The organism is Kocuria sp. CPCC 205261 (assembly GCF_040981025.1).
Classification (GTDB): Bacteria; Actinomycetota; Actinomycetes; order Actinomycetales; family Micrococcaceae; genus Kocuria; species Kocuria marina.
Genome location: NZ_JAVKPU010000001.1, coordinates 117667 through 141874, shown reverse-complemented (window position 1 = coordinate 141874; position 24208 = coordinate 117667). Strand labels below are relative to the sequence as shown.

Annotated in this window: 21 protein-coding genes; 14 read left to right on the top strand and 7 right to left on the bottom strand. The window is 68.8% G+C overall.

Annotated elements, in window-relative coordinates; all coding sequences use genetic code 11:
- Nucleotides 1-6: 6 nt before the first annotated feature.
- Nucleotides 7-1632: an alkaline phosphatase gene (locus RF646_RS00595; protein ID WP_368834924.1), complete on the bottom strand. Its 1626-nt coding sequence runs from the start codon at nt 1630-1632 to the stop codon at nt 7-9.
- 213 nt (nt 1633-1845) lie between these two features.
- Between RF646_RS00595 and RF646_RS00590 the strand changes: the two genes are divergently transcribed.
- The 7 genes from RF646_RS00590 to RF646_RS00560 all read left to right on the top strand — a co-directional run bounded on the left by RF646_RS00590 (nt 1846) and on the right by RF646_RS00560 (nt 7988).
- A complete protein-coding gene (locus RF646_RS00590) occupies nt 1846-2562 on the top strand; it encodes a trimeric intracellular cation channel family protein (RefSeq protein WP_368834923.1) in 717 nt (238 codons plus the stop codon).
- 544 nt (nt 2563-3106) lie between these two features.
- Entirely contained in the window at nt 3107-3997 is an 891-nt protein-coding gene (locus RF646_RS00585; protein ID WP_368834922.1) for a rhodanese-related sulfurtransferase, read from the top strand.
- Nucleotides 3998-4171: 174 nt separating this feature from the next.
- Nucleotides 4172-4846, top strand: coding sequence for an MOSC domain-containing protein (locus tag RF646_RS00580; protein ID WP_368834921.1), 675 nt, complete (start codon nt 4172-4174; stop codon nt 4844-4846).
- Nucleotides 4847-5091: 245 nt separating this feature from the next.
- Nucleotides 5092-5964, top strand: a complete 873-nt coding sequence (locus tag RF646_RS00575) for a uracil-DNA glycosylase (protein ID WP_368834920.1) — start codon at nt 5092-5094, stop codon at nt 5962-5964.
- A 190-nt stretch (nt 5965-6154) separates the two neighbouring features.
- Complete coding sequence (locus RF646_RS00570; protein WP_368834918.1) at nt 6155-7216, top strand: LLM class flavin-dependent oxidoreductase; 1062 nt, start codon at nt 6155-6157, stop codon at nt 7214-7216.
- A 200-nt stretch (nt 7217-7416) separates the two neighbouring features.
- Nucleotides 7417-7806, top strand: coding sequence for a YchJ family protein (locus RF646_RS00565; RefSeq protein WP_368834917.1), 390 nt, complete (start codon nt 7417-7419; stop codon nt 7804-7806).
- Nucleotides 7803-7988, top strand: coding sequence for a hypothetical protein (locus RF646_RS00560; RefSeq protein ID WP_098054186.1), 186 nt, complete (start codon nt 7803-7805; stop codon nt 7986-7988). The genes RF646_RS00565 and RF646_RS00560 overlap by 4 nt, the downstream gene beginning before the upstream one ends.
- Nucleotides 7989-8283: 295 nt before the next feature.
- Here the strand turns inward: RF646_RS00560 and RF646_RS00555 are convergent, their stop codons facing one another.
- On the bottom strand, nt 8284-9003 hold the full coding sequence (locus RF646_RS00555) for a PIG-L deacetylase family protein (RefSeq protein ID WP_368834916.1): 720 nt from the start codon (nt 9001-9003) through the stop codon (nt 8284-8286).
- A gap of 56 nt (nt 9004-9059) precedes the next feature.
- Between RF646_RS00555 and RF646_RS00550 the strand changes: the two genes are divergently transcribed.
- Nucleotides 9060-9575, top strand: coding sequence for an O-acetyl-ADP-ribose deacetylase (locus RF646_RS00550; protein ID WP_145002510.1), 516 nt, complete (start codon nt 9060-9062; stop codon nt 9573-9575).
- Nucleotides 9576-9612: 37 nt separating this feature from the next.
- Here RF646_RS00550 and RF646_RS00545 read toward each other — a convergent pair whose 3' ends face one another.
- Entirely contained in the window at nt 9613-10599 is a 987-nt protein-coding gene (locus tag RF646_RS00545) for a malate dehydrogenase (RefSeq protein WP_167318279.1), read from the bottom strand.
- A gap of 176 nt (nt 10600-10775) precedes the next feature.
- Here RF646_RS00545 and tpx point away from each other — a divergent pair, with 176 nt between their 5' ends.
- Nucleotides 10776-11273: a thiol peroxidase gene (gene tpx / locus RF646_RS00540; RefSeq protein WP_064846049.1), complete on the top strand. Its 498-nt coding sequence runs from the start codon at nt 10776-10778 to the stop codon at nt 11271-11273.
- A gap of 179 nt (nt 11274-11452) precedes the next feature.
- Here the strand turns inward: tpx and RF646_RS00535 are convergent, their stop codons facing one another.
- Nucleotides 11453-13666 carry an NADP-dependent isocitrate dehydrogenase gene (locus tag RF646_RS00535; RefSeq protein ID WP_368834915.1) on the bottom strand — a complete coding sequence of 738 codons (2214 nt, stop codon included), beginning with the start codon at nt 13664-13666 and terminating at the stop codon, nt 11453-11455.
- Between the two features lie 202 nt (nt 13667-13868).
- Nucleotides 13869-14405: a lipopolysaccharide assembly LapA domain-containing protein gene (locus tag RF646_RS00530; RefSeq protein WP_368834914.1), complete on the bottom strand. Its 537-nt coding sequence runs from the start codon at nt 14403-14405 to the stop codon at nt 13869-13871.
- Nucleotides 14406-14679: 274 nt separating this feature from the next.
- Between RF646_RS00530 and RF646_RS00525 the strand changes: the two genes are divergently transcribed.
- From RF646_RS00525 to RF646_RS00515, 3 genes are all read left to right on the top strand, one after another.
- Entirely contained in the window at nt 14680-16473 is a 1794-nt protein-coding gene (locus tag RF646_RS00525) for an ABC transporter family substrate-binding protein (protein WP_368834913.1), read from the top strand.
- Between the two features lie 106 nt (nt 16474-16579).
- The gene (locus RF646_RS00520; RefSeq protein WP_270450755.1) at nt 16580-18115 is read left to right on the top strand and encodes an ABC transporter permease; all 1536 of its coding nucleotides are present in this window, start codon (nt 16580-16582) and stop codon (nt 18113-18115) included.
- Nucleotides 18112-19254 carry an ABC transporter permease gene (locus tag RF646_RS00515; RefSeq protein ID WP_368834912.1) on the top strand — a complete coding sequence of 381 codons (1143 nt, stop codon included), beginning with the start codon at nt 18112-18114 and terminating at the stop codon, nt 19252-19254. The genes RF646_RS00520 and RF646_RS00515 overlap by 4 nt, the downstream gene beginning before the upstream one ends.
- A 5-nt stretch (nt 19255-19259) precedes the next feature.
- On the opposite strand, the gene RF646_RS00510 is transcribed toward RF646_RS00515, so the two are convergent.
- Nucleotides 19260-19886, bottom strand: a complete 627-nt coding sequence (locus RF646_RS00510) for a PH domain-containing protein (protein ID WP_312793704.1) — start codon at nt 19884-19886, stop codon at nt 19260-19262.
- A gap of 71 nt (nt 19887-19957) precedes the next feature.
- On the opposite strand from RF646_RS00510, the gene RF646_RS00505 reads away from it, so the two are divergent.
- A complete protein-coding gene (locus tag RF646_RS00505; protein WP_368834911.1) occupies nt 19958-22084 on the top strand; it encodes an ABC transporter ATP-binding protein in 2127 nt (708 codons plus the stop codon).
- Nucleotides 22085-22222: 138 nt separating this feature from the next.
- The gene (locus RF646_RS00500; RefSeq protein WP_098055850.1) at nt 22223-22921 is read left to right on the top strand and encodes a maleylpyruvate isomerase family mycothiol-dependent enzyme; all 699 of its coding nucleotides are present in this window, start codon (nt 22223-22225) and stop codon (nt 22919-22921) included.
- A gap of 64 nt (nt 22922-22985) precedes the next feature.
- On the opposite strand, the gene RF646_RS00495 is transcribed toward RF646_RS00500, so the two are convergent.
- A complete protein-coding gene (locus RF646_RS00495; protein WP_368834910.1) occupies nt 22986-24140 on the bottom strand; it encodes a calcium:proton antiporter in 1155 nt (384 codons plus the stop codon).
- Nucleotides 24141-24208 lie beyond the last annotated feature (68 nt).

The window sequence follows — 24208 nt, the reverse complement described above, 5'->3', positions numbered from 1 at the left end:
GCGCGGTCACCGCTGCGGGGTGAGCGTGCGGGTGTAGACCGTGGTGCCGTTGGCGTTGATGAGGCGCACCGTGAACGCGCTGCCGTCCCCCGCGACGTTCACGTGTCCGAAGTACTGGTGCTCGCCCGAGCGCGGGGAGCCCATGGGCGGACCGGCCTGTTGGAAGTCCACGCGGGGGCCGAACGTGCGGTCCAGTTCGTTGGGGCCGAAGGAACCGGCGTTGATGGGCCCGGCCACGAACTCCCAGAACGGCGTGAAGTCCTTGAACGCCGCCCGCTCCGGAGAGTAGTGGTGGGCCGCGCAGTAGTGCACGTCCCCGGTGAGGAACACCACGTTCTTGATCCGGTGGTCCTTGATCGCCTTGAGCACGCGGGCCAGCTGCAGCTCACGGCCCAGTGGTGCACCGTGGTTCGCGTTGGAGATGGATTCTTGTCCCTTCCCGTCCGGGACCACCAGACCCAGGGGGAGGTCGTTGCCGATGACCTTCCACGTGGCCCGGGACCGGCACAGCTCGTGGATCAACCACCGGGTCTGTTCCTCGCCCAGGATCTCCGTCTCGTGCGACTCCAGCCCATTGGTGTTCTCGCTCTTGAACGTGCGCATGTCCAGGGCGAAGACGTCCAGATGAGGGCCGCGGGCGATCTTGCGGTGGATGCGCGCGGGCTCGAAACCGGTGCCGCGGCGCAGCGCGCGGGAGTCGGCGATGGGCATGTACTCCTGCCACGCCTGCCGACCGCGGGCGGCCAGGGTGTCCACGTCCCGGACCTGCGTGTACCGCGGGTCGTCCAGGACCTCACCGGGCCACCAGTTGTTGGTGGTCTCGTGGTCGTCCCACTGCGCGATCACGGGGACCTCCGCGTACATGGCCCGCAGGTTGGTGTCCATCATGTTGTAGCGGTGGCGGCCCCGGAACTCGGCAAGCGTCTCGGCGACCTTGGAGACCTCCTCCGTGACCTCATTGCGCCACAGCGGTTCACCCGGTACCTGGCGTGTGGGCTCCAGGGGGTTGTCCGCGTAAATCGTGTCCCCGGAGTGCAGGAAGAAATCGGGCCGCGTGGCATGCATTGCCGCATAACCGCGCATGCCTCCGATCTCCGGGTTGATGCCGTAGCCCTGACCGGCGGTGTCAGCGGTCCATACGAAGGACTGGGGAGCGCACTGACCGCGGCGGTTCGTACGCTCCGGGGCGGTCGTGAACGACCCCGTGAGTCGCTCACCCATGCGTCCGGAGCCGTCCTCGAAACGGTAGGTCACGTCGAAGCGGGTTCCGGCGGGAAGCTTCCGGGCCAGGATCTTGGCCGTGTGGTCGGTCCCGGGGTGGGCCCACCCGCTCACGAGGTGCAGCTTGGTGGCGTGGCGCCCGCGCAGGACGGTGCCATCCGCCGCGGTGGCCCGCAGTACGGCGTGCAAGCGTCCCGCGCCGGAGGATCGTGCCCACAGCACGGCGGAGTCGGAGGTGACGTCGCCACTGGCCACCCCGCTCGGGAGGGTGAGGCGCTCGACCACGAGCCCCGGCCCGCGAGAGGGCTTGTCATGGGCGAGCGCGGCGGAGGGGACGGCGGTCACGGCGGCGGCCAGGGCGGCCCCGCTCATGAGCTGACGACGGTTCAAGGGGCCGTTCTGAAGAGTCATGACCTCATGATCGGCGCCGTGGGTGACCCGTGGATTGCTCCCGGGTGAATCTTCGGATCCGCTCTGACGTGCACCGATACCCCCACGGGGTGCACCACGGGCAGCCGGGATCCCCGCCCGCGGAACCGATCGACATGCCGCTTGCCGCCCGGTGCGCCGATCGGCCCCTATGCTGGTCCCCGTTCACGCAACGGGTCGACGGGAGAACACGCAGTGAGCATCGAGGCGGCATCCGTCTTCAGCGCCGTGGATCTGCTGGGCGTGCTGACCAACGGGATCCTGGGCGGCGTCGTGGCCCGCCAATTGCGCATGGACCTCGTGGGATTCACGGTGCTCGCCATCGTCTCCGGACTGGGCGGCGGCATGCTGCGGGACACGCTGCTGCAACAGGGCTTCCCGGTGGCGCTGACCAACCCCGCCTACCTCACCTCCGCGCTCGCCGGCGCGGTGATCGCCTACCTCATGGTCTTCGGTCACCGCTGGACGATGCGCGCCCTGTTCGTGGCCGACTGTCTCTCGGTGGGGTGCTGGGCCGCCACGGGCACCGTCAAGGCCCTGGGTGCCGGGCTCGCATGGCCACCGGCCATCCTGCTGGGGGTCGTCACCGCCGTGGGCGGGGGGATGATCCGGGACATCGCCGTGGGCCGGTTGCCCGCCATCTTCGGCGGGAACACCCTCTACGCCACGAGCGCCCTGCTCTCGAGCGGCCTCATGGCGCTGCTCGCGGGCCTGGGTCACGAGACCGCCGGTATGGCCGGGGCCATCGTCCTCAGCGCCGTGGTCAGCGTCCCCGCGCGCCGTTTCGGGTGGCGCCTGCCCGGCCCCGCGAACCTCGGCCCCGGTGCGCTGGCACGGTTACGCCGCAGACCCGCCACGGGCAGACACGTGCGTCGCGAGCGGGGAGGGGTGCGGCGGCGTCGTCGGGTGTGACACCGGCGCGCACCGCGCCGACAGGTCCGGACCCGGGGCTCACCCGAACGGCGGACAACGCCGCTGCGTCCCGGTACGCGGGGAATGGTCAGTCGGCGGGGGAGACGTCCTTCGCGGGCGCCTTGTTGGTCCATGACGTGGACGCGTTGCGACCCGCCAGCAGGGAGAAGATCATGATGAGCGCTGGGGGCGCCGGCGGAAACGGACGCGGTGGACATGGTGCTCCCTAGAACGATGTGCCGGAGGTTCGGCGCCGGTGGATCATTGGCGGCTCATCAAGTCGGGCCTCCACCGCGCGGAGCACGGATCGCGGGCCCTGTGAGCCCCACACCGCCGGGTCGGTGACAGGTGCGCCCCTCCCCACGGCTGTATCCACTCCAGCGAGGGCCACGCGCACCCGCACCCCGCCCCACATCCCCCGCCTTACACCCCCGCGGCAATCCCACTGCACAACACACATGCCCCGGAACGACCGCGGGATCGGCCGGGAACGGCTTTTTCGGGGCACAGATGTTCGGTCGGAGCGGGGATCTACGCTGGAGTCATGTCCCTCCCCAAGATCGTGCTGTTCTACGTCTTCACACCCCTGCCGGATCCGGAGGCGGTGCGGTTGTGGCAGCGGAACCTGGCGCGGAGCAGCAATGTGACGGGGCGGATCATCGTCTCCGCACAGGGGATCAACGCCACGGTGGGAGGGGACATCCAGGATGTGAAACGGTACGTCCGCGGGCTGCGGGAGTACGTCCCGTTCAAGGATGCGGACGTCAAGTGGTCGGACGGCCGCGGGGACGACTTCCCCCGGTTGAGCGTCAAGGTGCGCCCCGAGCTCGTGTCCTTCCACGCCCCGGACGTCATCACGGTCACGGAGCACGGGGTCCAGGGGGGTGGCACCCACCTGACACCCCGCGAGCTGCACCAGCTCGTGGACCGGGGCGGGGAAAACGTGGTGTTCTTCGATGGTCGCAACGAGCTGGAGGCGCGGATTGGGAGGTTCCGGGACGCCGTCGTCCCCGACACGGGCACCACGCGGGACTTCATCCGCGAACTCGACTCCGGGAAGTACGACCACCTCAAGGACAAGCACGTGGTGACCTACTGCACCGGGGGAGTGCGCTGCGAGGTGTTGAGCGTGCTGCTGAAGAACCGGGGATTCCGGGACGTGTACCAGCTGGACGGCGGGATCGTGCGCTACGGCGAGCAGTACGGGGACCACGGACTGTGGGACGGCTCCCTCTACGTCTTCGACAAGCGTATGCACATGGAATTCTCCCCTGATGCGCGCTCGCTGGGCCGCTGCGAGGAATGCGGCACGGCGACACCCACGTTCGTGAATTGCGCGGAACCCACGTGCCGGCAGCTGTTCCTGTGCTGCGAGGACTGCACGGCCTCCGGGGCCCGGGTGTACTGTCCGGACTGTGTCCCGGCGCACGCATGAATCACAGCGAGCAAGGAGCAACGAGCAACGAGCCACGCGCGGTGCACGAAGCAGCACGCGACAGCGCGAGACGCCGCGGGTCGTGAAGCAACTGACAGGCATGCGGACCGGCCGGACCGCGCGAGCGGCGCCCATACCCCATCCGGTGAGCAATCCCCGGGATCAGGAGGACCCATGGAGAATCCACAACTGACGGTCACGGATGCCGCGGTGGTGGCACTGCACACCGGCGCGGTGCGGCGGCAGCGCTGGGGCGGCAAGGCCTTCGACACCGCCGCGGACAAGGAGGCCCGCACGGACCGGGTGTTCCTGAGCGCCACGGGATTCATCGGCGACGAGCAAGGGGACATCCCGGTGCACGGCGGTCCCGAGAAGGCCGTGTGCTGCTATCCCCATGAGAACTACGACGCGTGGCGCCGCGAGGGCCGCGATCTGGGCCCCGGTGCGTTCTCCGAGAACCTCACGTTGCGCGGCGCCACGGAGGATCAGGTCCACCTGGGGGACGTGTACCGGGTGGGCACCGCGGTGGTCCAGGTGACCCAGCCCCGAACCCCGTGCGCCACGGTGTCCCGCAGGTGGCAGGACGCCCAGCTGCCCCGGGACATGGAGGACACCGGCCGCACGGGGTTCTACCTGCGGGTCCTGCGCGAAGGTCACGTGGCCGCGGGGGACACGTTCGAGTTCATGAGCCGGCCGTCGGGCGCGGTGTCCGTGAACGATGTCGTGCGCATCATGAACGCCGGCATGGCGGACCCGGACGCCTACCGTGCGCTGACCCGCGCCCCGGAGTTCCCACAGCGCTGGCGCCGGCAGATCCTGCGCCGGCTCGGGGAGGACACCCTGCTCTGAGTTTCGGGCCCGACGGCGCGTGGCTGCCTCACTCGCCCCCGAGCCGTGCCGCTTTGGGTGCGGGCGACGGCGCTCGCGGACCGGACGATGTCGCTCGCTGTGCCGACGACAGCGCTGGCAGTGCGGCCGACGACGCTCGCGGCTGTCGTTGCCCGCGGCCCGGCTCGGGCGGACCGCTGCTCCACACGTCACCCCACATCCCGCACCCCTCCACATCCACTTGCACCCCGCAGACAGGCACCCGCATGGCTGAGAACCCCCAAACGCTCCTGCCCCACCCGCTCACCGGGCGGCTCTTCCCGTCCCCGGTGCCGCCCGGGACCGGGTGGCCGGAGGACCCCGCGCGAGCGGACACACCCGTGGCCCGCGACGCCGCCCGGGTGCGTGAGCTCGCGGCGGGAGCGAGCGACGTCGAGCAACTCAACGCCCTGTGCAGCGTGTGCCGCACGTGCGATCGGCTCGTCGAATGGCGGGAGGACGTGGCCGAGCACAAGCGGGCGTCGTTCGCGGGGGAACCGTACTGGGGGCGCCCGGTGCCGTCCTACGGGGACCCCATGGCGCGGCTCGTGATCGTGGGTCTCGCGCCCGCGGCGAACGGCGGCAATCGGACGGGTCGCATGTTCACGGGGGATCGTGCCGGGGACTGGATCTACGCGGCGCTGTACCGCGCGGGGTTCGCGGCGAACGAGACCGTGAGCACCGCGGGGGACGGGCAGACGCTGCGCGGCGTGCGGATGATCGCCCCGGTGCGCTGCGCGCCGCCCGCCAACAAGCCAGCACCGGACGAGAAGGCGGCGTGCAGTGGTTGGTTCGAGCGGGAGATCGCGCTGCTCCCACATCTTGAGAGCATGCTCGCGCTCGGGGGCATCGCGTGGCAGACGACCCTGGCTGCCGCGGCGCGCATGGGTTGGGACGTGCCCCGACCGCGCCCGAAGTTCGGCCACGGCGCCGTGGCACGGTTGCGCACGCCGGGAGGCCGCACGGTGCGACTCGTGGGGTGCTACCACGTGAGCCAGCGCAACACGTTCACGGGCCTGCTCACGCGTGAGATGCTCGACGACGTCATGGCCCTCGCCGCGGCCCCCGCCTCAGGGGAGGAGGAGTCTGGCGAGGCCTGACCCCGGGAACTGCCCCCGCGGGGCCGATTCCGGGGTGCGACGACGCCGCGCGCGCGGGCCGCTGGAAAATCACCCACGCGGACACGGGCTGCCCGGACGCCGGCGTGCGATCGACACCGAGCGGCGTCGTGCTCATCGCGGAAGAAGTTGCACGGGAAATAAAAGGGGCGGGGTCGCGGTTGCACCGGTCATGAAGGCTTTCGGATTCCTGAGTTTCGGTCATTACGGTTCCGGGCGTGGAGGCGCGGACCCGGATGCTCGTCAGGCCCTCAAGGACGCGATCGAGATCGCCGAGGGCGCGGACGCGCTGGGCGTCAACGGCGCGTACTTCCGCGTGCATCACTTCGCACGCCAGTCCGCGTCCCCCATGCCCCTGTTGAGCGCCATTGCGGCCCGTACCCGCCACATCGAGGTGGGCACCGGCGTGATCGACATGCGCTATGAGAACCCGCTCTACCTCGCGGAGGAAGCGGCCCAGTTGGACCTCATCGCGGACGGCCGCGTGGCCCTCGGCGTGAGCCGCGGTTCACCTGAGCCCGCGCTGCGCGGGTGGGAGGCGTTCGGCTACCTGGGTTCCACGGATCCGCGCGGTGCGGACATCGCCCGGGAGCACTTCGACACGTTCCTGCGGGCCATCAAGGGTGAGCCCATGACCTACGCGGATCCCGCCCAGTACGGCGCGGGAGCACGGCTCGCCATCGAACCGCAATCACCGGGTCTCGCGGAACGCGTGTGGTGGGGTGCCGGTTCGGGCCGGACCGCCGAGTGGGCGGGCGAGCAGGGCGTGAACCTCATGAGTTCCACACTGCTCACGGAGGCCAACGAGGGTACGTTCGCCGCGCAACAGGCCGATCAGTTGCGCCGCTACCGCGAGGCCTTCGCGAAGGCGGGCCACACGCGTACGCCGCGCACGTCCGTGAGCCGCAGCGTGTTCCCGATCGTGGGCCCCGAGGACGAGATCTTCTCCTACATGGGCGCGCGCGAGTCCCGCGACCAGGTGGGCGTGATCGACGGGTTCACCTCCACGTTCGGGCGCACCTACGCCGATTCGCCGGACGTCCTCATCGAGCAGTTGCGCGCCGACGACGCCGTCATGTCCGCCGACACCCTCATGCTCACGATCCCGAGCCAACTGGGCCCCGAGCTGAACCTGCGCATCCTCGAGAACTTCGCCAAGCACGTGGCACCCGCCCTCGGGTGGAAACCCAACACGGAGGGCCCGGTCCAGGGGTACTTGATCGCGGGTCGCTGACCGCCGGAGCCATGGCCGCACGGGGCGGGCCGCGGGATGTGCCCGACGACGATCGTCGGACCCGCGGCCCCCGTGCCGCGAGCTGACGTACCGCCCGGCTGTCATGCGGCCCGACCGGCGAAGGCCACGTGCACGCGCCGGGTAGGGCGACGTCGCACCCCGAGGGGTGGGGGGGGCAGCGCGGGGGTAAACTCCCGCGCATGAGTGTTTGTCCCTGCGGTGGGCTGCCCGCCGGTGCCCCGTTCGAACAGTGCTGCGGCCCCGCGGTGCGTAACGAGCGGTGGCCCGTGACCGCGGAGGCCCTCATGCGTTCGCGCTACACCGCGTTCGCCACGGGCGACGACGACCACCTGTTCCGCACGTGGCACCCCGCGCACCGTCCCGCGGACACCGCAAGCGATCCCCGGGTCGAGTGGACCGGGCTCACGATCGTGCGCACGGAGGCCGGCGGGGAGGACGACGCCGCCGGCACCGTCGAGTTCGAGGCCAACTACCGCGGTCCCGACGGTCCGGGCGTGCTGCGCGAGAACTCACGGTTCGCCAGGCGTGCAGGCCGGTGGTTCTATGCGGCACCGGTCGAGGACGCGTGAGCGGCACAGCCACGGCAGGGATCACCGGACGGGCACTGGGTGCGCTGAAGAGCAATGTGGCGAGCCTGCCGCGGTCGTGCTTTGCGGTGGTCATGGCCTCCGGCATCGTCTCCGTGGGGGCGTACCACCTGGGATTCCACGGACCCACCACCGTGGTCATGGGGTTCGCACTCGCGGTCTAGGCGATGCTCGTGGTCCTCACCGCGTGGCGCGTGGTCGCCTATCCGCAGCGGGTTCTCGAGGACCTGCACGTCCCCGCCCGGGCCTTCGGGTTCTTCACCGGGGTGGCCGGGACCAACGTGGTCGCGGTGTGTCTCATCGCGCTGGGGGAGACCGTTCCCGTGACGTGCTCGCCCGGGGGAGGGGCTGACTGCTACGAGACATTGCGGGGAGGCGAACGGCGCCAGTGCCAGCGTCCCCGCGGGGGCACGAGCGCCGTCGCTCCTGGTGATGTCTCCGCGGACAACTCCGAGGACGTCAGAGCGGGAAAACCCGCACCCCGAGAGCGTGGTCCGCACCCGCGGCGCGCCCGGCGCCTTCGGTCATGCCCGTGATCATCTCGTGCGGATCCGGGTGCCCGTCCAGCGCGGCGAGGTACTGCTTGTGGCAGCGCAGCGACTCGACCGCCGCGGTGATGTCCTCCTCGGACAGTTCGATCGCATGATCGGGTTGCGCGCCCGTGACGAGCAACCGTTCGGCGCCCCACGCCTCGAGCCCCTCGTCCTCAAGCAGCTCCCGGAACACCCACAGATTATCGGCGTCCCGCAGAGCGTCGAGCGCGGCCATCCCGGCCACGCGGTGGTCGGCCTGGTTGAGACCCCACCCGGCCTCCACGGACCAGTCGATCGTGACCATGGTGTCCGGGCGGACCTCGCGGATCACCCGCGCGATCCTGCGCCGCAGGTCTAGTCCGTATTGGAGGGTCCCGTCCGGCAGGTCCAGGACCCGCAGATCGGTGACCCTCACGGCCCGGCACGCCGCTTCCTGTTCGCCCCGCCGCAACGGGCCGACGTCGCTCGGATCGCGGTCCCGGATCCCCGCCTCCCCGGCGGTCAACAATAGGTAGCTCACCGTCGCGCCGCGCCGGGTCCAGCGGGCGACGGCGGCCGAACCCCCGTACTCCATGTCGTCCGGGTGGGCCACCACGCACAGGACGGTGTGGACCCCTGAATCGTCGAACAGTTCGAGATCGGCCATGCTCCCAGCCTAGGGGCCCATGGGGTTCGGTGACAGGGCGGGACTAGTGTGGCCGTATGAACATCGAGATTCGCAAGGGTGACATCACGAAAGTCCACGCGGACGCGATCGTCAACGCGGCCAACTCCAAGCTCCTGGGCGGAGGCGGTGTGGACGGGGCGATCCACCGCGCCGCCGGGAAACAGCTGCTCGCCGAGTGCAAGCAGTTGCGGGAGACGACCCTCCCGGACGGGCTGCCCGCGGGCGGGGCCGTGGCGACCAAGGGGTATGACCTGCCCGCCACGTGGGTCATCCACACGGTGGGCCCGGTGTTCGCGAAGAAGACCGATCGCAGTGACGTCCTGGCCTCGTGCTACCGCGAGTCGCTGCGCGTGGCGGACGAGATCGGCGCCGTGTCCGTGGCCTTCCCCGCGGTCTCCGCCGGGATCTACGGCTGGCCCATGGACGACGCCGCCCGGATCGCCGTGCGCACGGTCCTCGCCGCGGACACCTCCGTGGACACCGTCGTCTTCGTCCCCTTCTCCGACGCCGCCGAGCAAGCGTTCCGCGACGCCCTGGCCGAGAACTCCTGACCCGCCCCACACACGGCGGTGCGGGTCAGGGCCGGGCTCAGATCAAGCCCAGTTGCTGCACGGCGTCGCGCTCGGACTCGAGTTCCGCCACGGACGCGTCGATGCGTGAACGCGAGAACTCGGAGATCTCCAGGCCCTGCACCACGGACCAGTCGCCCCCGGACGTGGTGACCGGGAACGAGCTGACCAGGCCGGCCGGGACACCGTAGGAACCGTCGGAGACCACGGCCATGGACGTCCAGTCCCCGTGGCGGTTACCGAGCATGAGGTCGCGGGCGTGATCGAGCGTCGCGCTCGCCGCGGATGCGGCGGAGGACGCACCGCGGGCCTGCAGCACCGCCGCACCCCGCTGGGACACCGTGGGGATGAACGTGTCCGTGACCCATTTGCGGGACACCAGGTCCAGGGCGGGCCGCCCGGCCACAATGGCGTGGTCCAGATCCGGGTACTGCGTGGCGGAGTGGTTGCCCCACACGCTGAGGTTCTTGACCTTCGCGACCGAGGTTTTGGTCTCAGCGGCGAGCATGGCCGCGGCCCGGTTGTGGTCCAACCGGGTCAGGGCGCTGAACCGGGACTCGGGTATGTCCGGGGCGTTGCGCTGGGCGATCAGCGCGTTGGTGTTGGCCGGGTTGCCGGTCACGACCACGCGCACGTCGTCGTGGGCCACGTCGTTGAGGGCTCGGCCCTGTTCCGTGAAGATCGCACCGTTGGCCTCAAGCAGGTCGCTGCGTTCCATCCCCTTGGCCCGCGGGCGGGCACCCACGAGCAAGGCGAGCTGAGCGCCGTCGAACACCGTGCGGGCGTCGGAGTCGATCTCCACGTCCGCGAGCAGCGGGAACGCGCAGTCCTGCAGTTCCATGACGGTTCCCTCGAGGGCGGGCAGGGCCTGCGGGATCTCCAGAAGCCTCAGCCGGACGGGGCGTTCGGGGCCGAGCAGGTCCCCGTGAGCGATCCGGAACAGCAGGCTATATCCGATCTGGCCGGCGGCGCCGGTCACGGCCACGGTGACGGGAGTGGTATTCACGGTGATTCCTCCTGGGCTGCGCGCTCCGGGGTGCCCGGCGGTCACGCGACTCTGATGCGGGGTACCCGTGTGACTCGTCTCACGGGGCAGGGTGGCACAGAGGCTATCAGCGAGCCCGGTTCAGCGCACGGCGGACATACGTGTCACGGGCCAGTGGCGCGCACCACAATGGAGACATGGCTACTACTGCATTCCAAGGAAACCCCGTCCACACCGTCGGCGAGCTGCCCGCCCAGGGAGAGTCCGCGCCGTCCTTCGACCTCGTGGGAGCGGATCTGAGCCCCGTGGCCTCGGACGAGTTCACGGGCAAGCGCATGGTGCTCAACATCTTCCCGTCCCTGGACACGGGCGTGTGTGCCCAGTCCGTGCGCGAGTTCAACCAGCGCGCCGCGTCCCTGCAGAACACCGCCGTGGTGTGTGTCTCCAAGGACCTGCCGTTCGCGCAGGGCCGGTTCTGCGCCGCGGAGGGCATCGACAACGTCACCACCGCGTCCGCGTTCCGTTCGTCGTTCGGCGAGGACTACGGCGTGACCCAGACGGACGGCCCGCTCGAGGGTCTGCTGGCCCGCGCCGTCGTGGTCGTGGACGAGAACGGCAAGGTCGTCCACACCCAGCTCGTCGAGGAGATCACCGAGGAGCCGGACTACGACGCCGCTGTCGCCGCCGTCTCCTGATCAGCTCACCGGAGGAGGGGCGGGGCCGTGCGGCCCCGCCCCTTTCGCGTGTCCGGATCTTTCGGGACGGATAACGAACGACGCCGCACCGCCCCCGTACGGAGGCGGTGCGGCGTCGTCGTCGGTTGCTGCGCGTGCGCGAACCTGGGTCCGTCACACGCGCGAGACACTCCGGAACGTCAGGCGCTGAGCCCGTCTACGATCTCGTTGAGCGTGGCGGAGGGGCGCATCACCGCGGAGACCTTCTCCGGGACGGGCCAGTAGTACCCGCCGAGATCCGCGGGGGAACCCTGCACGTCCAGCAGTTCGGCGTTGATGGTGTCCTCGTTCTCGCGCAGCTCGGAAGCGACCTTCTGGAACGCCTGCGCGAGCTCGGAGTCCTCGGTCTGCTGCGCGAGCTCTTCGGCCCAGAACATGGCCAGGTAGTAGTGCGAACCGCGGTTGTCGAGCTCGTTGACCTTCCGGGACGGGGACTTGTTCTCGTTGAGGAAGGTCCCGGTCGCGCGGTCCAGGGTATCCGCGAGGACCTGCGCCTTGGCGTTGTCGTAGCGGCTGGCGAGGTGTTCGAAGGACGCGGCGAGCGCCAGGAACTCACCCAGGGAATCCCAACGCAGGTGGTTCTCCTCCTGCAGCTGCTGCACGTGCTTGGGCGCGGAACCACCGGCGCCGGTCTCGAACAGGCCACCGCCGTTCATGAGCGGCACGATGGACAGCATCTTGGCGGACGTGCCCAGTTCCAGGATGGGGAACAGGTCCGTGAGGTAGTCGCGCAGCACGTTGCCGGTCACCGAGATGGTGTCCTCGCCGCGGCGCAGCCGCTCCACCGTGAACTTGGTGGCCTCCGCGGGGGAGAGGATCCGCAGGTCCAGACCGTCGGTGTCCTCCTCCGCGAGGTACTGCTCCACCTTGGTGATCAGGTTGCGGTCGTGGGCGCGGGACTCGTCCAGCCAGAACACGGCGGGCATCCCGGAGTCGCGGGAACGCCGCACGGCCAGCTGCACCCAGTCCTTGATGGGGGCGTCCTTGGCCTGGCACGCACGCCAGATGTCACCGGGCTGGACCTCGTGGGACAGCAGCACCTCACCGGCACCGTTGACCACCTGGACGGTGCCAGCGTCTTGGATCTCGAAGGTCTTGTCGTGGGAGCCGTACTCCTCGGCCTTCTGTGCCATCAAACCCACATTGGGGACGGTACCCATGGTCGTGGGATCGTACGCGCCGTTCTCGCGGCAGTCGTCGATCACGACCTGGTAGACCCCCGCGTAGGAGGAGTCCGGCAACACGGCCAGGGTGTCCTTCTGCTCGCCCTCGCGACCCCACATCTTTCCGGACGTGCGGATCATGGCGGGCATAGAGGCGTCCACGATCACGTCCGAGAGCACGTGGAGATTGGTGATGCCCTTGTCCGAATTCACGTAGGCCAACTCAGGGCCGTCGTCGATCGCCTTGTCGAACGCGGCCTTGATCTCCTGGCCGTTGTCCAGGGCGTCCAGGCCCGAGAGGATTCCACCCAGGCCGTCGTTGGGGGACAGCCCCGCCTTGGCGAGGTCCTCTCCGTAGCGGTCGAAGACGTCCCGGAAGAACGCGGTGACCACGTGGCCGAAGATGATGGGGTCGGAGACCTTCATCATGGTGGCCTTGAGGTGGGTGGAGAACAGGACGTTCTCGGACTTGGCGCGGGCCACCTGTTCCGCGAGGAACGCGTCCAGCGCGGCGGCGCTCATGAAGGTGCCGTCCACGACCTCACCGGCCAGTACGGGCAAGGACTCCTTGAGCACCGTGGTGCCCTGGTCGGTGACGAGCTGGATGGTCAGGGTGTCGTCCTCGGGGATGATCACGGACTTCTCGTTGCTGCGGAAGTCGTCGTGGCCGAGGGTGGCCACGTTGGTCTTGGAGTCCTTGCTCCACTCGCCCATGGAGTGCGGGTGCTGCCGGGCGTAGTTCTTCACGGCCTTGGGGGCGCGGCGGTCCGAGTTGCCCTCGCGCAGCACGGGGTTCACGGCGGAGCCCTTGACACGGTCGTAACGCGCGCGGATGTCCTTGGCCTCGTCCGAGGTGGCGACCTCGGGGTAGTCCGGCAGGTCGTAGCCGTCCGCCTGCAACTCCTTGATGGTGGCCTTCAGCTGCGGGATGGACGCGGAGATGTTCGGCAGCTTGACGATGTTCGCTTCCGGGGTCTCCACGAGTTCGCCCAGCTCGGCCAGGGTGTCCGGGACCCGCTGCTCGTCGGTGAGGCGGTCCGGGAACTGGGCCAGGATGCGCGCGGCCAGGGAAATGTCCCGGGTCTCCACCTCCACACCGGCGGTGGACGCGAACGCCTCCACGATCGGCTTGAACGAGTACGTAGCGAGCATGGGTGCTTCGTCGGTCTCGGTGTAGATGATCTTGGGCATGAGCGATGGCTCCTTGCGTTGACGGTCACTGGGCTGCCTCCCAGGATACCCGCTGGCCCGCGCCCGATTCCGTGTGCGGCGGGCCCACCGGCTGGTCACCACGCGCCCTACGCGCTGTCACGCTCGCGCACTCCCCGGAGTACGACGACACGCGGCGCCGGTCCCGATCGACCGGCGCCGCGCGCCGTGGTGCAGTGGGCTCTCAGCCGTGCAGCGAGGTCCTGATCCGCTCGCGCTCGCGTTCGAGCTTGCGCACGCGGTGACCCAAAGAGAACATCCGCACGGACCCCACGAGGGCCATGATCAGGGCCCCGGCGATCGCCGAGAGCAGCATGGCCACGCCCAACGGAAGGCTGAACGTCCACGCCATGTACTCGAATCGCGTGCCCACGTTGTTCTGGATGATAAAGACCAGCAACAGGATCAGCACGATCACGCCCAGGATCAGCGCCGCCCACACGGTCCCCGACACGCCGCGCTTGACGGGCTTGTCCAGCGAGGGATCCACGGGGGAGGCCGTCCCCCCTGCCCCCGAGGCCGAGTGCGCGGTCCCGCTGTCTGTGACCGCCGTCCCGGGACGTTGCGCGTCCACGGGGGCCGACGGCGCCGCGTGCGCGTTCGCGTACCCCTCGCGCAGCGGTTTGCCCGCGGAACGGGAGCCGGGAGTGTGAGGCGGGCGTGCGGCGTCGTCCGGGGGGAGACGAGGCGCGTTACGGGGCTCGTGCGGTGTGTTGGTCACGGGGGCCTCCTGACGGGGCGAAGTGATGATGGCAACAGCGTACGGCCAATATCACGGAATGTGATTCGATGCTCGGCATTGCCCGCGCCACGACGAAATCATCCGACACTCCCGAGACACGCGGAAGGTTTCTCCCCGAAAAGGTTATCCGCGAGTAACCTGTGCTTCATCGTGAGAGGCACCACAATCCATCGGTGATGCCGACCCCGGCTCGGGGTAACAACCACCGGGGTGCAACGCACATTCCATGGACACCATATCGGGAGGAAACGTCATGGGAAAGTACACCTTCAAGGGGAAGGCTGCCGTGTCCGTCGCGGCAATCGCTGCACTCACGCTGACCGGCTGCGCCAGCGTGGGCGGCGGCGGCAACGACAGCAACGGCGGCGGCGGTGACAGCAGCGCAAGCGCCCAGAGCGGCGGCGTGGTCAATGTCGCCGAGACCAACAAGTTCTCGGGTGCCAATCCGGGCTACACCAAGACGAACCTGGACATCAACGGCCACGTGGCCCAGATGACCCGCGAAGGGTTCATCACGGTGGACCCGGAGCAGAAGATCCACCCCAACGAGGGCTTCGGCACGTACAAGAAGGTCTCGGACGATCCCCTGACCGTCGAGTACACGATCAAGGACCCCAAGTGGTCCGACGGCAACGCGGTGGACAAGGCCGACCTCATGCTGTGGTGGTCCCTGCTCTCCGGCTACGCCAATGACGCGAGCGAGGACGGCAAGGCCGGCAAGGACTACTTCGCGATCGCCGGCTCCACGGACATCCTGGGCTCCACGGACAAGCCCGAGTTCTCCGAGGACGGCAAGACCATGACCCTGAAGTGGGCCAAGCCCAACGCGGACTGGGAGATCGGACTGGACTCCAACTCGCTCATGCCGGCCCACGTGGTCGCCAAGAAGGCGGGCATGTCCGAGGAGCAGCTGTTGGAGGTGCTCGAGAACCAGAAGAAGGGCGATCCCAAGAACCCCCAGAAGCAGCCCGAGCTGGAGAAGATCGGCAAGGCCTGGGACACCTCCTTCAACTTCACGTCCACCCCGGACGACAAGGACGTCCTCGTGTCCAACGGTCCGTTCACGATCGACAATGTGGTGGAGAACAACTCGGTCACGCTCAAGAAGAACGAGAACTACAACGGCAGCATGCCCGGCAAGCTGGACGAGATCACCCTGCGCACCATCGGCGACGCCACGGCTCAGATCCAGGCGCTGCGCAACGGCGAAGTGGACATCATGCAGCCGAACAACGTCAACAAGGACACGATGGACCAGGTCAAGCAGATCGAGAACGTGAACGTGCAGCAGGGCGACCAGCTCGCGTACGACCACGTGGACCTGAACTTCGGCTCGGACACCTTCAAGGACAAGGAGACCCGCGAGGCGTTCCTGAAGACCATCCCGCGCCAGCAGATCCTCGACCAGCTGGTCAAGCCGGTCAAGGAGGACGCCGAGGTGCTCAACTCGCAGATGTTCGTCTCCAGCCAGGGCGAGCCCTACACCAAGGCCGTGGAGAAGAACGACGCCAAGAAACTCTACGGGGACGTGGACATCGACGGCGCCAAGAAGCTGCTCGACGGCAAGACCCCCACCGTGCGGATCCTCTACAACAACGGCAATCCGCAACGCGTGGACACCTTCCAGCTGATCAAGGAGTCCGCGGAGAAGGCCGGGTTCAAGGTCGAGGACCTGGGCGATCCCAACTGGTCCGAGAAGCTCGCGGACGGCGACTACGACGCGTCCCTGTACGGCTGGGTCTCCCCGGGCGTGGGCACCGAGATGCTCTCGCAGATCTTCAAGACCGGCGGCGGCGGCAACTACAACGAGTACTCGAACGCGGACGTGGACAAGCTCGTGGACGAGGCCCGCGCCAACCTGGACGAGTCCTCGCGCAACGACCAGATCGCTGAGGTGGACAAGCACACCTTCGAGGACGCCTACGGCCTCCCGCTGTTCCAGTCCGTGGGCTACGTGGCCACCTCGGACAAGATCGCCGGAGTGGACCAGTACCAGCCGAACCAGACCGGCGTGTTCTGGAACGTTTCCGAGTGGAGCCGCAAGTAGGACGGTCGACCTCGGTTGACCGGGTCCTTCCCCTCATGATGCTGCGCGGGCGCGGAACGCCGTGTCCGCGCAGCGTCGTGACCACCACTCGTTCAGAGGCAGCATCATGATTTCTTACATCCTCAGACGGCTCATCACCGCCGTCCTCATCCTGCTGGGCGCATCGTTCCTCGTGTACCTCATGACGGCGGCCTCCGGCGACCCGCTGTGGGACCTGTACGGAAACCCCAACGCCCAACAGCTGATCCCCGCCCGCGTGGAGGCCCTCAACCTGGACACACCGCCCGTGCTGCGCTACTTCACGTGGCTCGGCGGGGCACTCGGGTGCCTCGTGCCCTTTGCGGACACCTGCTCCCTGGGCGTGAGCCGCGAGGGCCAGGAAGTGACGAGCCTGCTCTCCTTCGCCATGGGCCAGACCATCATGCTGGTCACGATCGGTACCATCCTGGCCATCGTCGTGGGTATCACCCTGGGTATTGTCTCCGCACTGCGGCAGTACTCGGGCCTGGACTACGGCATCACGTTCCTGACCTTCCTGTGCTTCTCGCTGCCGAGCTTCTGGCTCGCGGTGCTGCTCAAGGAAGTGGCGGCCATTCAGTTCAACGACTTCCTGCAGAACCCGTCACTGTCCATCGGGGCGCTGCTCGCAATCTCCGTGGTGGCCGGGCTCATCTGGTTCCTGGTCTCGTTCGGGCGCATGCGGACCCGCATCCTCATGGGTGTCCTGGGCTTCGTGGTCACCTTCGGGATCATCTACTTCGTGCTCGCGACCAACTGGCTAGCGCACCCCTTCCTGGGCATCCCGCTGATCGCACTGACCGGCATTCTGGTGGCCGTGACCGCCACCGTCCTCATGGCGGGACTACGCAACAAGCGGGCCCTGTACGCCGGGCTGGCCACCGTGGTGGTGGGTCTCGTGCTGTACTTCCCCGTCCAGGCCCTCTTCGTCGGGGGCGGGCTGCTGACCCTGCTGGCGTTGGTCGTCGTGATGATCCTGGTGGGTGTGGGAGCCGGTTACGTCGCCGGTGGCTACGACCGTGGTCAGGGCGCCCGCGTGGGCGGGGTCACCGGCTTCTTCGTGGCCCTGCTGATCATCCTGGACCGCTTCATGCAGTCGTGGCCGGACTACGTGAACTCCGGTCACATCCGGGGCCGGCCCATCGCCACGGCCAACTCCTCCACCCCGGGCCTGTCGGGTGACTTCTGGATCACCGGCCTGGACCGGTTCACCCACCTCTTGCTGCCCACCATCTGTATCACCCTGCTGGCGCTCGCGTCCTACTCGCGGTACTCGCGCGCGTCCATGCTGGAGATCATGGGCCAGGACTACGTGCGCACCGCGCGCGCCAAGGGCCTGTCGGAGCGGACCGTGGTCATGCGTCACGCGTTCCGCAACGCGCTGATCCCGCTGGCCACGCTCGTGGCCTACGACATCGGCGGTCTGATCGGCGGCGCGATCATCACGGAATCCGTGTTCGCGTTCACCGGTATGGGGCAGTTGTTCATCCAATCGGTGCGCAACGTAGACCCCAACCCGGTGATGGGCGTGTTCCTGATCACCGGCATTGTCGCCATGGTCTTCAACCTGATCGCTGACCTGGTGTACTCCGTACTCGACCCGCGCGTGAGGGTGAAAGCATGAGCCAGCCACAACCTATCGACGTCCCCCAGCGGGTCGAACAGAACCCGCAGACCGGCGAGAAGCCCGAGGACGTGCGCGGCAAGAGCCAGGGACAGCTGGTACGCCAGCGGTTCTTCGGCAACACGGGCGCCGTCGTGTCCCTGATCGTCCTGTTGTTCATCGTGGTGCTGTCCGTCACCTCGCTGGGTGTCGGTCCCATCCCGGGGTGGTGGAAGTGGAACCCGGATGCCACGGGAACCGTGCTCAACGGTGGCCGGCCCACGCTGTCCCTGCTCCCGCCCTCGCTCGGGGAGCACCCGTTCGGCCAGGACAACCTGGGCCGTGACCTGTTCGCCATGGCCATGCAGGGCACCCAGTACTCCCTGGTGGTCATGATCGTGGTGGGCCTTATCGCGGGCCTCGTGGGCACCGTGGTGGGTGGCCTCTCCGGGTACTTCCGGGGCTGGACCGAGGCCGTGCTGATGCGTCTGACCGACGTGATCATCATCATCCCCCTGGTGATCCTGGCAGCCCTGTTGGGCCGCCTAGCCATCTCGTGGGTGCGCGCCCACAACCTGCCCACGTTCGCCACGGTGATCGCCCTGGGTCTGCTGATCGGTCTAGCCTCGTGGCCGCCGCTCGCGCGCCTGGTGCGCGGTGAGTTCCTCACGCTGCGCGAGCGCGAGTTCGTGGACGCCGCGCGACTGGCCGGTGCCTCGAGCGGGCGGATCATCTTCAAGCACATCCTGCCCAACACCGTGGGTGTGATCACCGTGAACATCACGCTGTTGATGTCCTCGGCGATCCTGCTGGAGACCGCGCTGTCCTACCTGGGTCTGGGTATCCAGGCCCCGGACTGGTCCCTGGGCCGGTTGATCAGCGAGAACCAGACCGCCTTCGCGACCCGTCCGTGGTTGTTCTGGTGGCCCGGTGTGTTCATCGTGGCGATCGCGCTGACCATCAACTTCATCGGTGACGGTCTGCGTGACGCGTTCGACCCGCGCCAGCGCAAGTTCAACCCCAAGCGCGCCCGCGAGACCGGCGAGCGCACGGACCAGTACCCGGACGCGCTCACCGCATCCGAGCCGGGGACGAAGCCTGCGGTGAACGCCGGGGCCGAGACCGGGACGCGCGGGGACACCGCCCGGGACGGACGATGATCAGTTCACACGGTGAACAGCACGGCGCTCGCGGCGGCCAGCAGCACGACCGCCGCGAGCGGGCCGGGCGCGTACCGGGTCCGCACCGGATCGGGTGCGGCGTCCCGGGCGAAGACGTCCAGCTCACCGGTCTCGATCTTGCGTTGCCACGTGTCGCGGACGCGGTGCGCGGCGGCGCCGGAAGCGGTCGAGGTCAGGTCGCCCACGCGCACCGCGCCGCCCGGTCGGGCGATCGGGTGATTGCGGTTCACGGCGTCCACACCGGAGCGCAGGGCGGCGCCCGCACCGGCGGAGGGCAGGGCGAAACACGAGTGGGCGCCCTGGTCCGTGGCGATGGTCACCGCGAAACGGGTGCGCACGTCCACGATCCGGCTCCACGGAATGCTCACCGTGCGCAGGGGGTTCACCACGCGCACCTCGTCCGCGTGCACCTCGAGCCGGGGGCGCCAGTACAGCGCGTACCCGAGCGCCGCCAGGGCGAGACCACCGAACACGGCGCCCGCGTGGTGCGCCACGGTGTGGCCCCAGCCCGCGAAGCACACCACCAGACCCAGGACCACCAGGAATCCCGTGAGCCACGGGGCCGACGACGCTCGGTAGGTTTCGGGCTCGCCGGCGGGTTCTCGGGTCATGACCCCCATGCTAGGCAATGCGCGTGTGCCGCTGCCGCGCGCCCAGTTCTCGACACGATGGAGCACACACGATGAGCACCTCGAACCAGCCCGAGGGCACCCCGCGACCCCACGACGCGGCGCAGGACCCGAACGCGGCGTCGTCGCACGAGGCCACGGCCGCCGAGCACAACGCCCCGTGGGACGGCACGCCGAGCGGCGACGGGCGGATGGCCACCGAAGGCCCCGGTAACCCCTCCGCGGCTCACGCTCGCGCCGCCGGATCGTCCGGTGCCACGGCCGCCGACGCCGCTGCGGTCACCGGTCGCGCCGACGGAACCGCGGCCGCGGGTGCAGCCGCCGGCGGCAGCGCCGCGGCGGGTGCCACCGCAGAGGGCGCGCAGAAACGGCGTGGTCGGCGGGCGCAGCGCAACGAACCCACTGTGCGGCGCGGCCCGGCCCGCAGGACCGTGGCCCGCGGTGAACCTGTGCTGAGCGTGCGCGGGCTGTCCGTGGACTTCGGTGTGGACCGGGACTGGGTTCCGGCCGCGATCGACCTGAACTACGACGTCGCAGCGGGGGAGGTGCTCGCGATCGTGGGCGAGTCCGGTTCGGGCAAGTCCGCGAGCTCGATGTCCATGCTGGGGCTGCTGCCCTCCAACGCACGCGTGCGCGGTTCGGCCGTGCTGGCCGGGGAGGAACTGATCGGGCTGCGCGGCAACGCGCTGCGGCGCGTGCGTGGCGAGGAGATCGCCGTGATCTTCCAGGAGCCCATGACCGCGCTGAACCCCGTCTACACGGTGGGCCAGCAGATCGTGGAGACCATCCGCCTGCACCGGGACATCTCACCCGCCGAGGCCGCCGAACGTGCCCGGCAGATGCTCACCATGGTAGAACTGCCGGACCCCGAGAAGGCGTTCCGTTCCTACCCCCACCAGCTCTCCGGTGGTCAGCGGCAGCGCGCGATGATCGCGCAGTCCCTCTCGTGCGACCCCAAACTGCTGATCGCGGACGAGCCCACCACGGCCCTGGACGTGACCGTGCAGGCGGAGATCCTGGACCTGATCCGCAACCTCAAGGACCAGCTGGACTCGGCGGTCATCCTGATCACCCACGACATGGGTGTGGTGGCGGACCTCGCGGACAACATCGCGGTCATGCAGAAGGGCGTGATCGTGGAACAGGGCACGGCGGAGCAGATCTTCACCGCACCGCGCCACCCCTACACCCGCTCGTTGCTCGAGGCCGTGCCCCACCTGGGCCAGGGCAAGGAGAACGACGAGTCCGTGGACATGGTCGCCGCGCTCGAGCGTTCCGTGGTCATGCCCATGGTGGTGGACCGCAGCACGGCGGAGGCAGCGTCCATGGACACGCTCGCCCAGCGGGTCGTGGAACCGGTGCTGCAGTTGAAGGACGTGGCCATCGAGTACCCCAAGCAGGGCCGCAACCCCGCGTTCCGCGCGGTCGAGGGCGTCAGCCTCACCGTGGCAGCCGGGGAGACCGTGGGTCTCGTGGGTGAATCCGGTTCCGGCAAGACCACGATCGGCCGCGCCGCGGTGGGACTGCTGCCCGTGGTCGAGGGATCGCTTGTGGTGGACGGCGTGGAACTGCACGGTGCCCCGCGCGCCAAGCTCAACGCGGTGCGCAAGGACGTGGGCATGGTCTTCCAGGACCCCGCGTCCTCGCTGAACCCGCGGCTGCCGATCGGTGAGTCGATCGGTGAGCCCATGTTCCTGGCCGGCGAGGCTAAAGGGGCGCAGCTGCAGCAGCGCATCGAGCAACTCCTGGACCAGGTGCGGTTGCCGCGCAACTACCGCAACCGTTACCCGCACGAGCTCTCGGGCGGTCAGAAGCAGCGCGTGGGCATCGCCCGGGCCCTGTCCCTGAAGCCGAAACTGCTCGTGGCGGATGAACCCACGTCCGCGTTGGACGTGTCCGTGCAGGCCACGGTCTTGGAATTGTTTGAGCAGCTGCAAGCGGAGATGGGCTTCGCGTGCTTGTTCGTGACCCACGACCTCGCGGTGATCGACCGGCTCGCCAACCGGATCGTGGTCATGCAGCACGGGCACATCGTGGAACAGGGCTCGCGCGAAGCGGTGCTGCGCCACCCCGAGCAGGAGTACACCAAGCGCTTGCTCGCCGCGGTGCCCGTGCCCTCGCCCGAGGCCCAGCGCACGCGCCGCGAACTGCGTCAGCAGTTGGCCCACACGGTGTCCTGAGCATGATCGGAGCCCCGGGAGCAGCGCGGTTCGCGCGGCAGCCCGGGGCTCCGCCCATGGGGACTCGGACGATATGCGTATGTGTTGAGCCCTGCCATCGTGCGCTGGCTCGCGTGGGGAATTACTACAGTGGGAGCCATGATGAAACCGGCACGCCTCAACTCCGACCTCTCCCGTCTGAGGCGGGAGACCGACATGTTCCTCGCGACCGTGGAGTCCCTCTCGGACGAAGAAATGGTGGGCCCCACCCTGTGCGAGGGTTGGGACCGCGCGCACGTGATCGCGCACCTGGCCTCCAACGCCCGCGCCCTGGTCAAGCTCATCGACTGGGCCACCACGGGTGAACCCCAGCAGCCCTACGAGTCCCACGAGGCGCGCGAGCAGGAGATCGACGAGCTCGCCGCGCTGCCCAAGGACGAGCTGATCGAGACCTTCAAGCAGAACGCGCAGTTCTTCGCCGAGCAGTGCGAGCGTCTCAAGGGCGACATCGTCACCGAAGAGCTCGACCTGCACGGTAAGCCCGTCCCGGCCACGTCCGTGCCCGCGGTGCGGATCGCGGAGGTCGTGGTGCACCACCACGACCTGGACACCACGTGGACCGTGGCGGAAGCGGACCCGGACTCCCTGCTCAACGCCGTGGAGGCCGCGGTGCGCACCATGCGGGCCAAGGGTGCCCCGGGGATGACCCTGCGCACCGAGGAGCGGGACGAGTGGATCATCGGCGACGGCGGTCAGCTCATCACCTCCGACCGCGAGGGCATGCTGCGGTGGCTGGCCCGCGGTGACGACGAGTTCGTGGAGTCCGAGGGCGCCTTGCCCGAGCTCCCCGCGTGGTGAACGCGGCTCGCTGATCCGCTGTCGGACTGACCCCGCTGGGCCTCCCAGCGAGGTCAGTCGCGCATCAGGAGAACACCGTGATCCCGTAGGCCGCGAAGATCACCAGGTGCGCCGCACCGTGGATCGACGTGACTCTGGAGGATGCGAACGTGGTGAGGGACAGTCCCAGCGTGATCCCGAGCAGCACCAGGTTCGCGGGGCTCTCGGCGAGCACGACCGTTTGATCGGTGAGCAGCCCGATCACGAGTATCGCCGGGATGGTCAACCCCACCGTGGACACCAGCGCCCCGTGGCACAGGTTGCTCACGCGCTGGATCTCCCCGGCCAGCGCGGCGCGCAGCGCGGTGAGGGATTCGGGCAGGAACACGATGGCCGCGATCAGCGCGCCGGCCAGCGCGGGCGGTGCCCCCACACGGCCGAGCCCATCGTCCAACAGCGAGGCCATGTCGTGGGACAGCACCACGATGGGCACCACGGTGATCACGAGCAATACCAGGCGCGCGAGGATCTCGGTGCGGTGCTCGGCCAGGACCGAGCGCAGGGAAGGATGCGTCGTCGTCGTCTCCCGGGCCGCGGTCTCCGGACCCGGGCGCAACCGGGGGTCCACTTCGGTGAAGTCCACGGCCTGCGCGCCCGTCTGTCGGTACAGGAAGAACGCGTAGATCGCCACGGTGACTGCGATGATGGAGATCTCCTGCCACGGCTGGTACGCGCCGTCGGTGCCGAGCGCCGCGGGTAGCACGAAGGCCAGGGCGCTCAGGACCACGAGCAGCGCCAGGTAGTTGGAGGTTCCCGTCCGATTGTGGGCCATGTCCCCGTGCTTGAGGCCGCCCACGAGCAGGCACAGACCGATTACCAAGTTGAGGATGATCATGGCCACGGCCATCACGGAGTCCCGCGCGATCGTGGCGTGCTCACCGGGGCCCAGCATGACCGCGGAGATCAACACCACCTCGATCACGACGATGGACAGGGTCAGCACCAGCGAACCGTACGGATCGCCGAGTCGGTGGGCCAGGTGTTCGGCCTGTCGCACGACGCCCGTGGCCGCGTACAGGATCACGCCCACGATCACCACGAGCGCCCCCACGAGCAGCGGAGAGGACACGGGTGGGGCCAGCAGCGAGCCGGAGAGTTGAAGCAGCACGAAGAATCCCCATCCCGCGATCACGCGGGCCAGGGCTCCCGGAGTCAGGATGGAACGACGCGTGGGGAACATGGAAGCGTCAGCTCGATTCTCGGGACTGTGCGCGCCCCGGTCCGGGCGGGGTCGTCCCCGAGCTATCC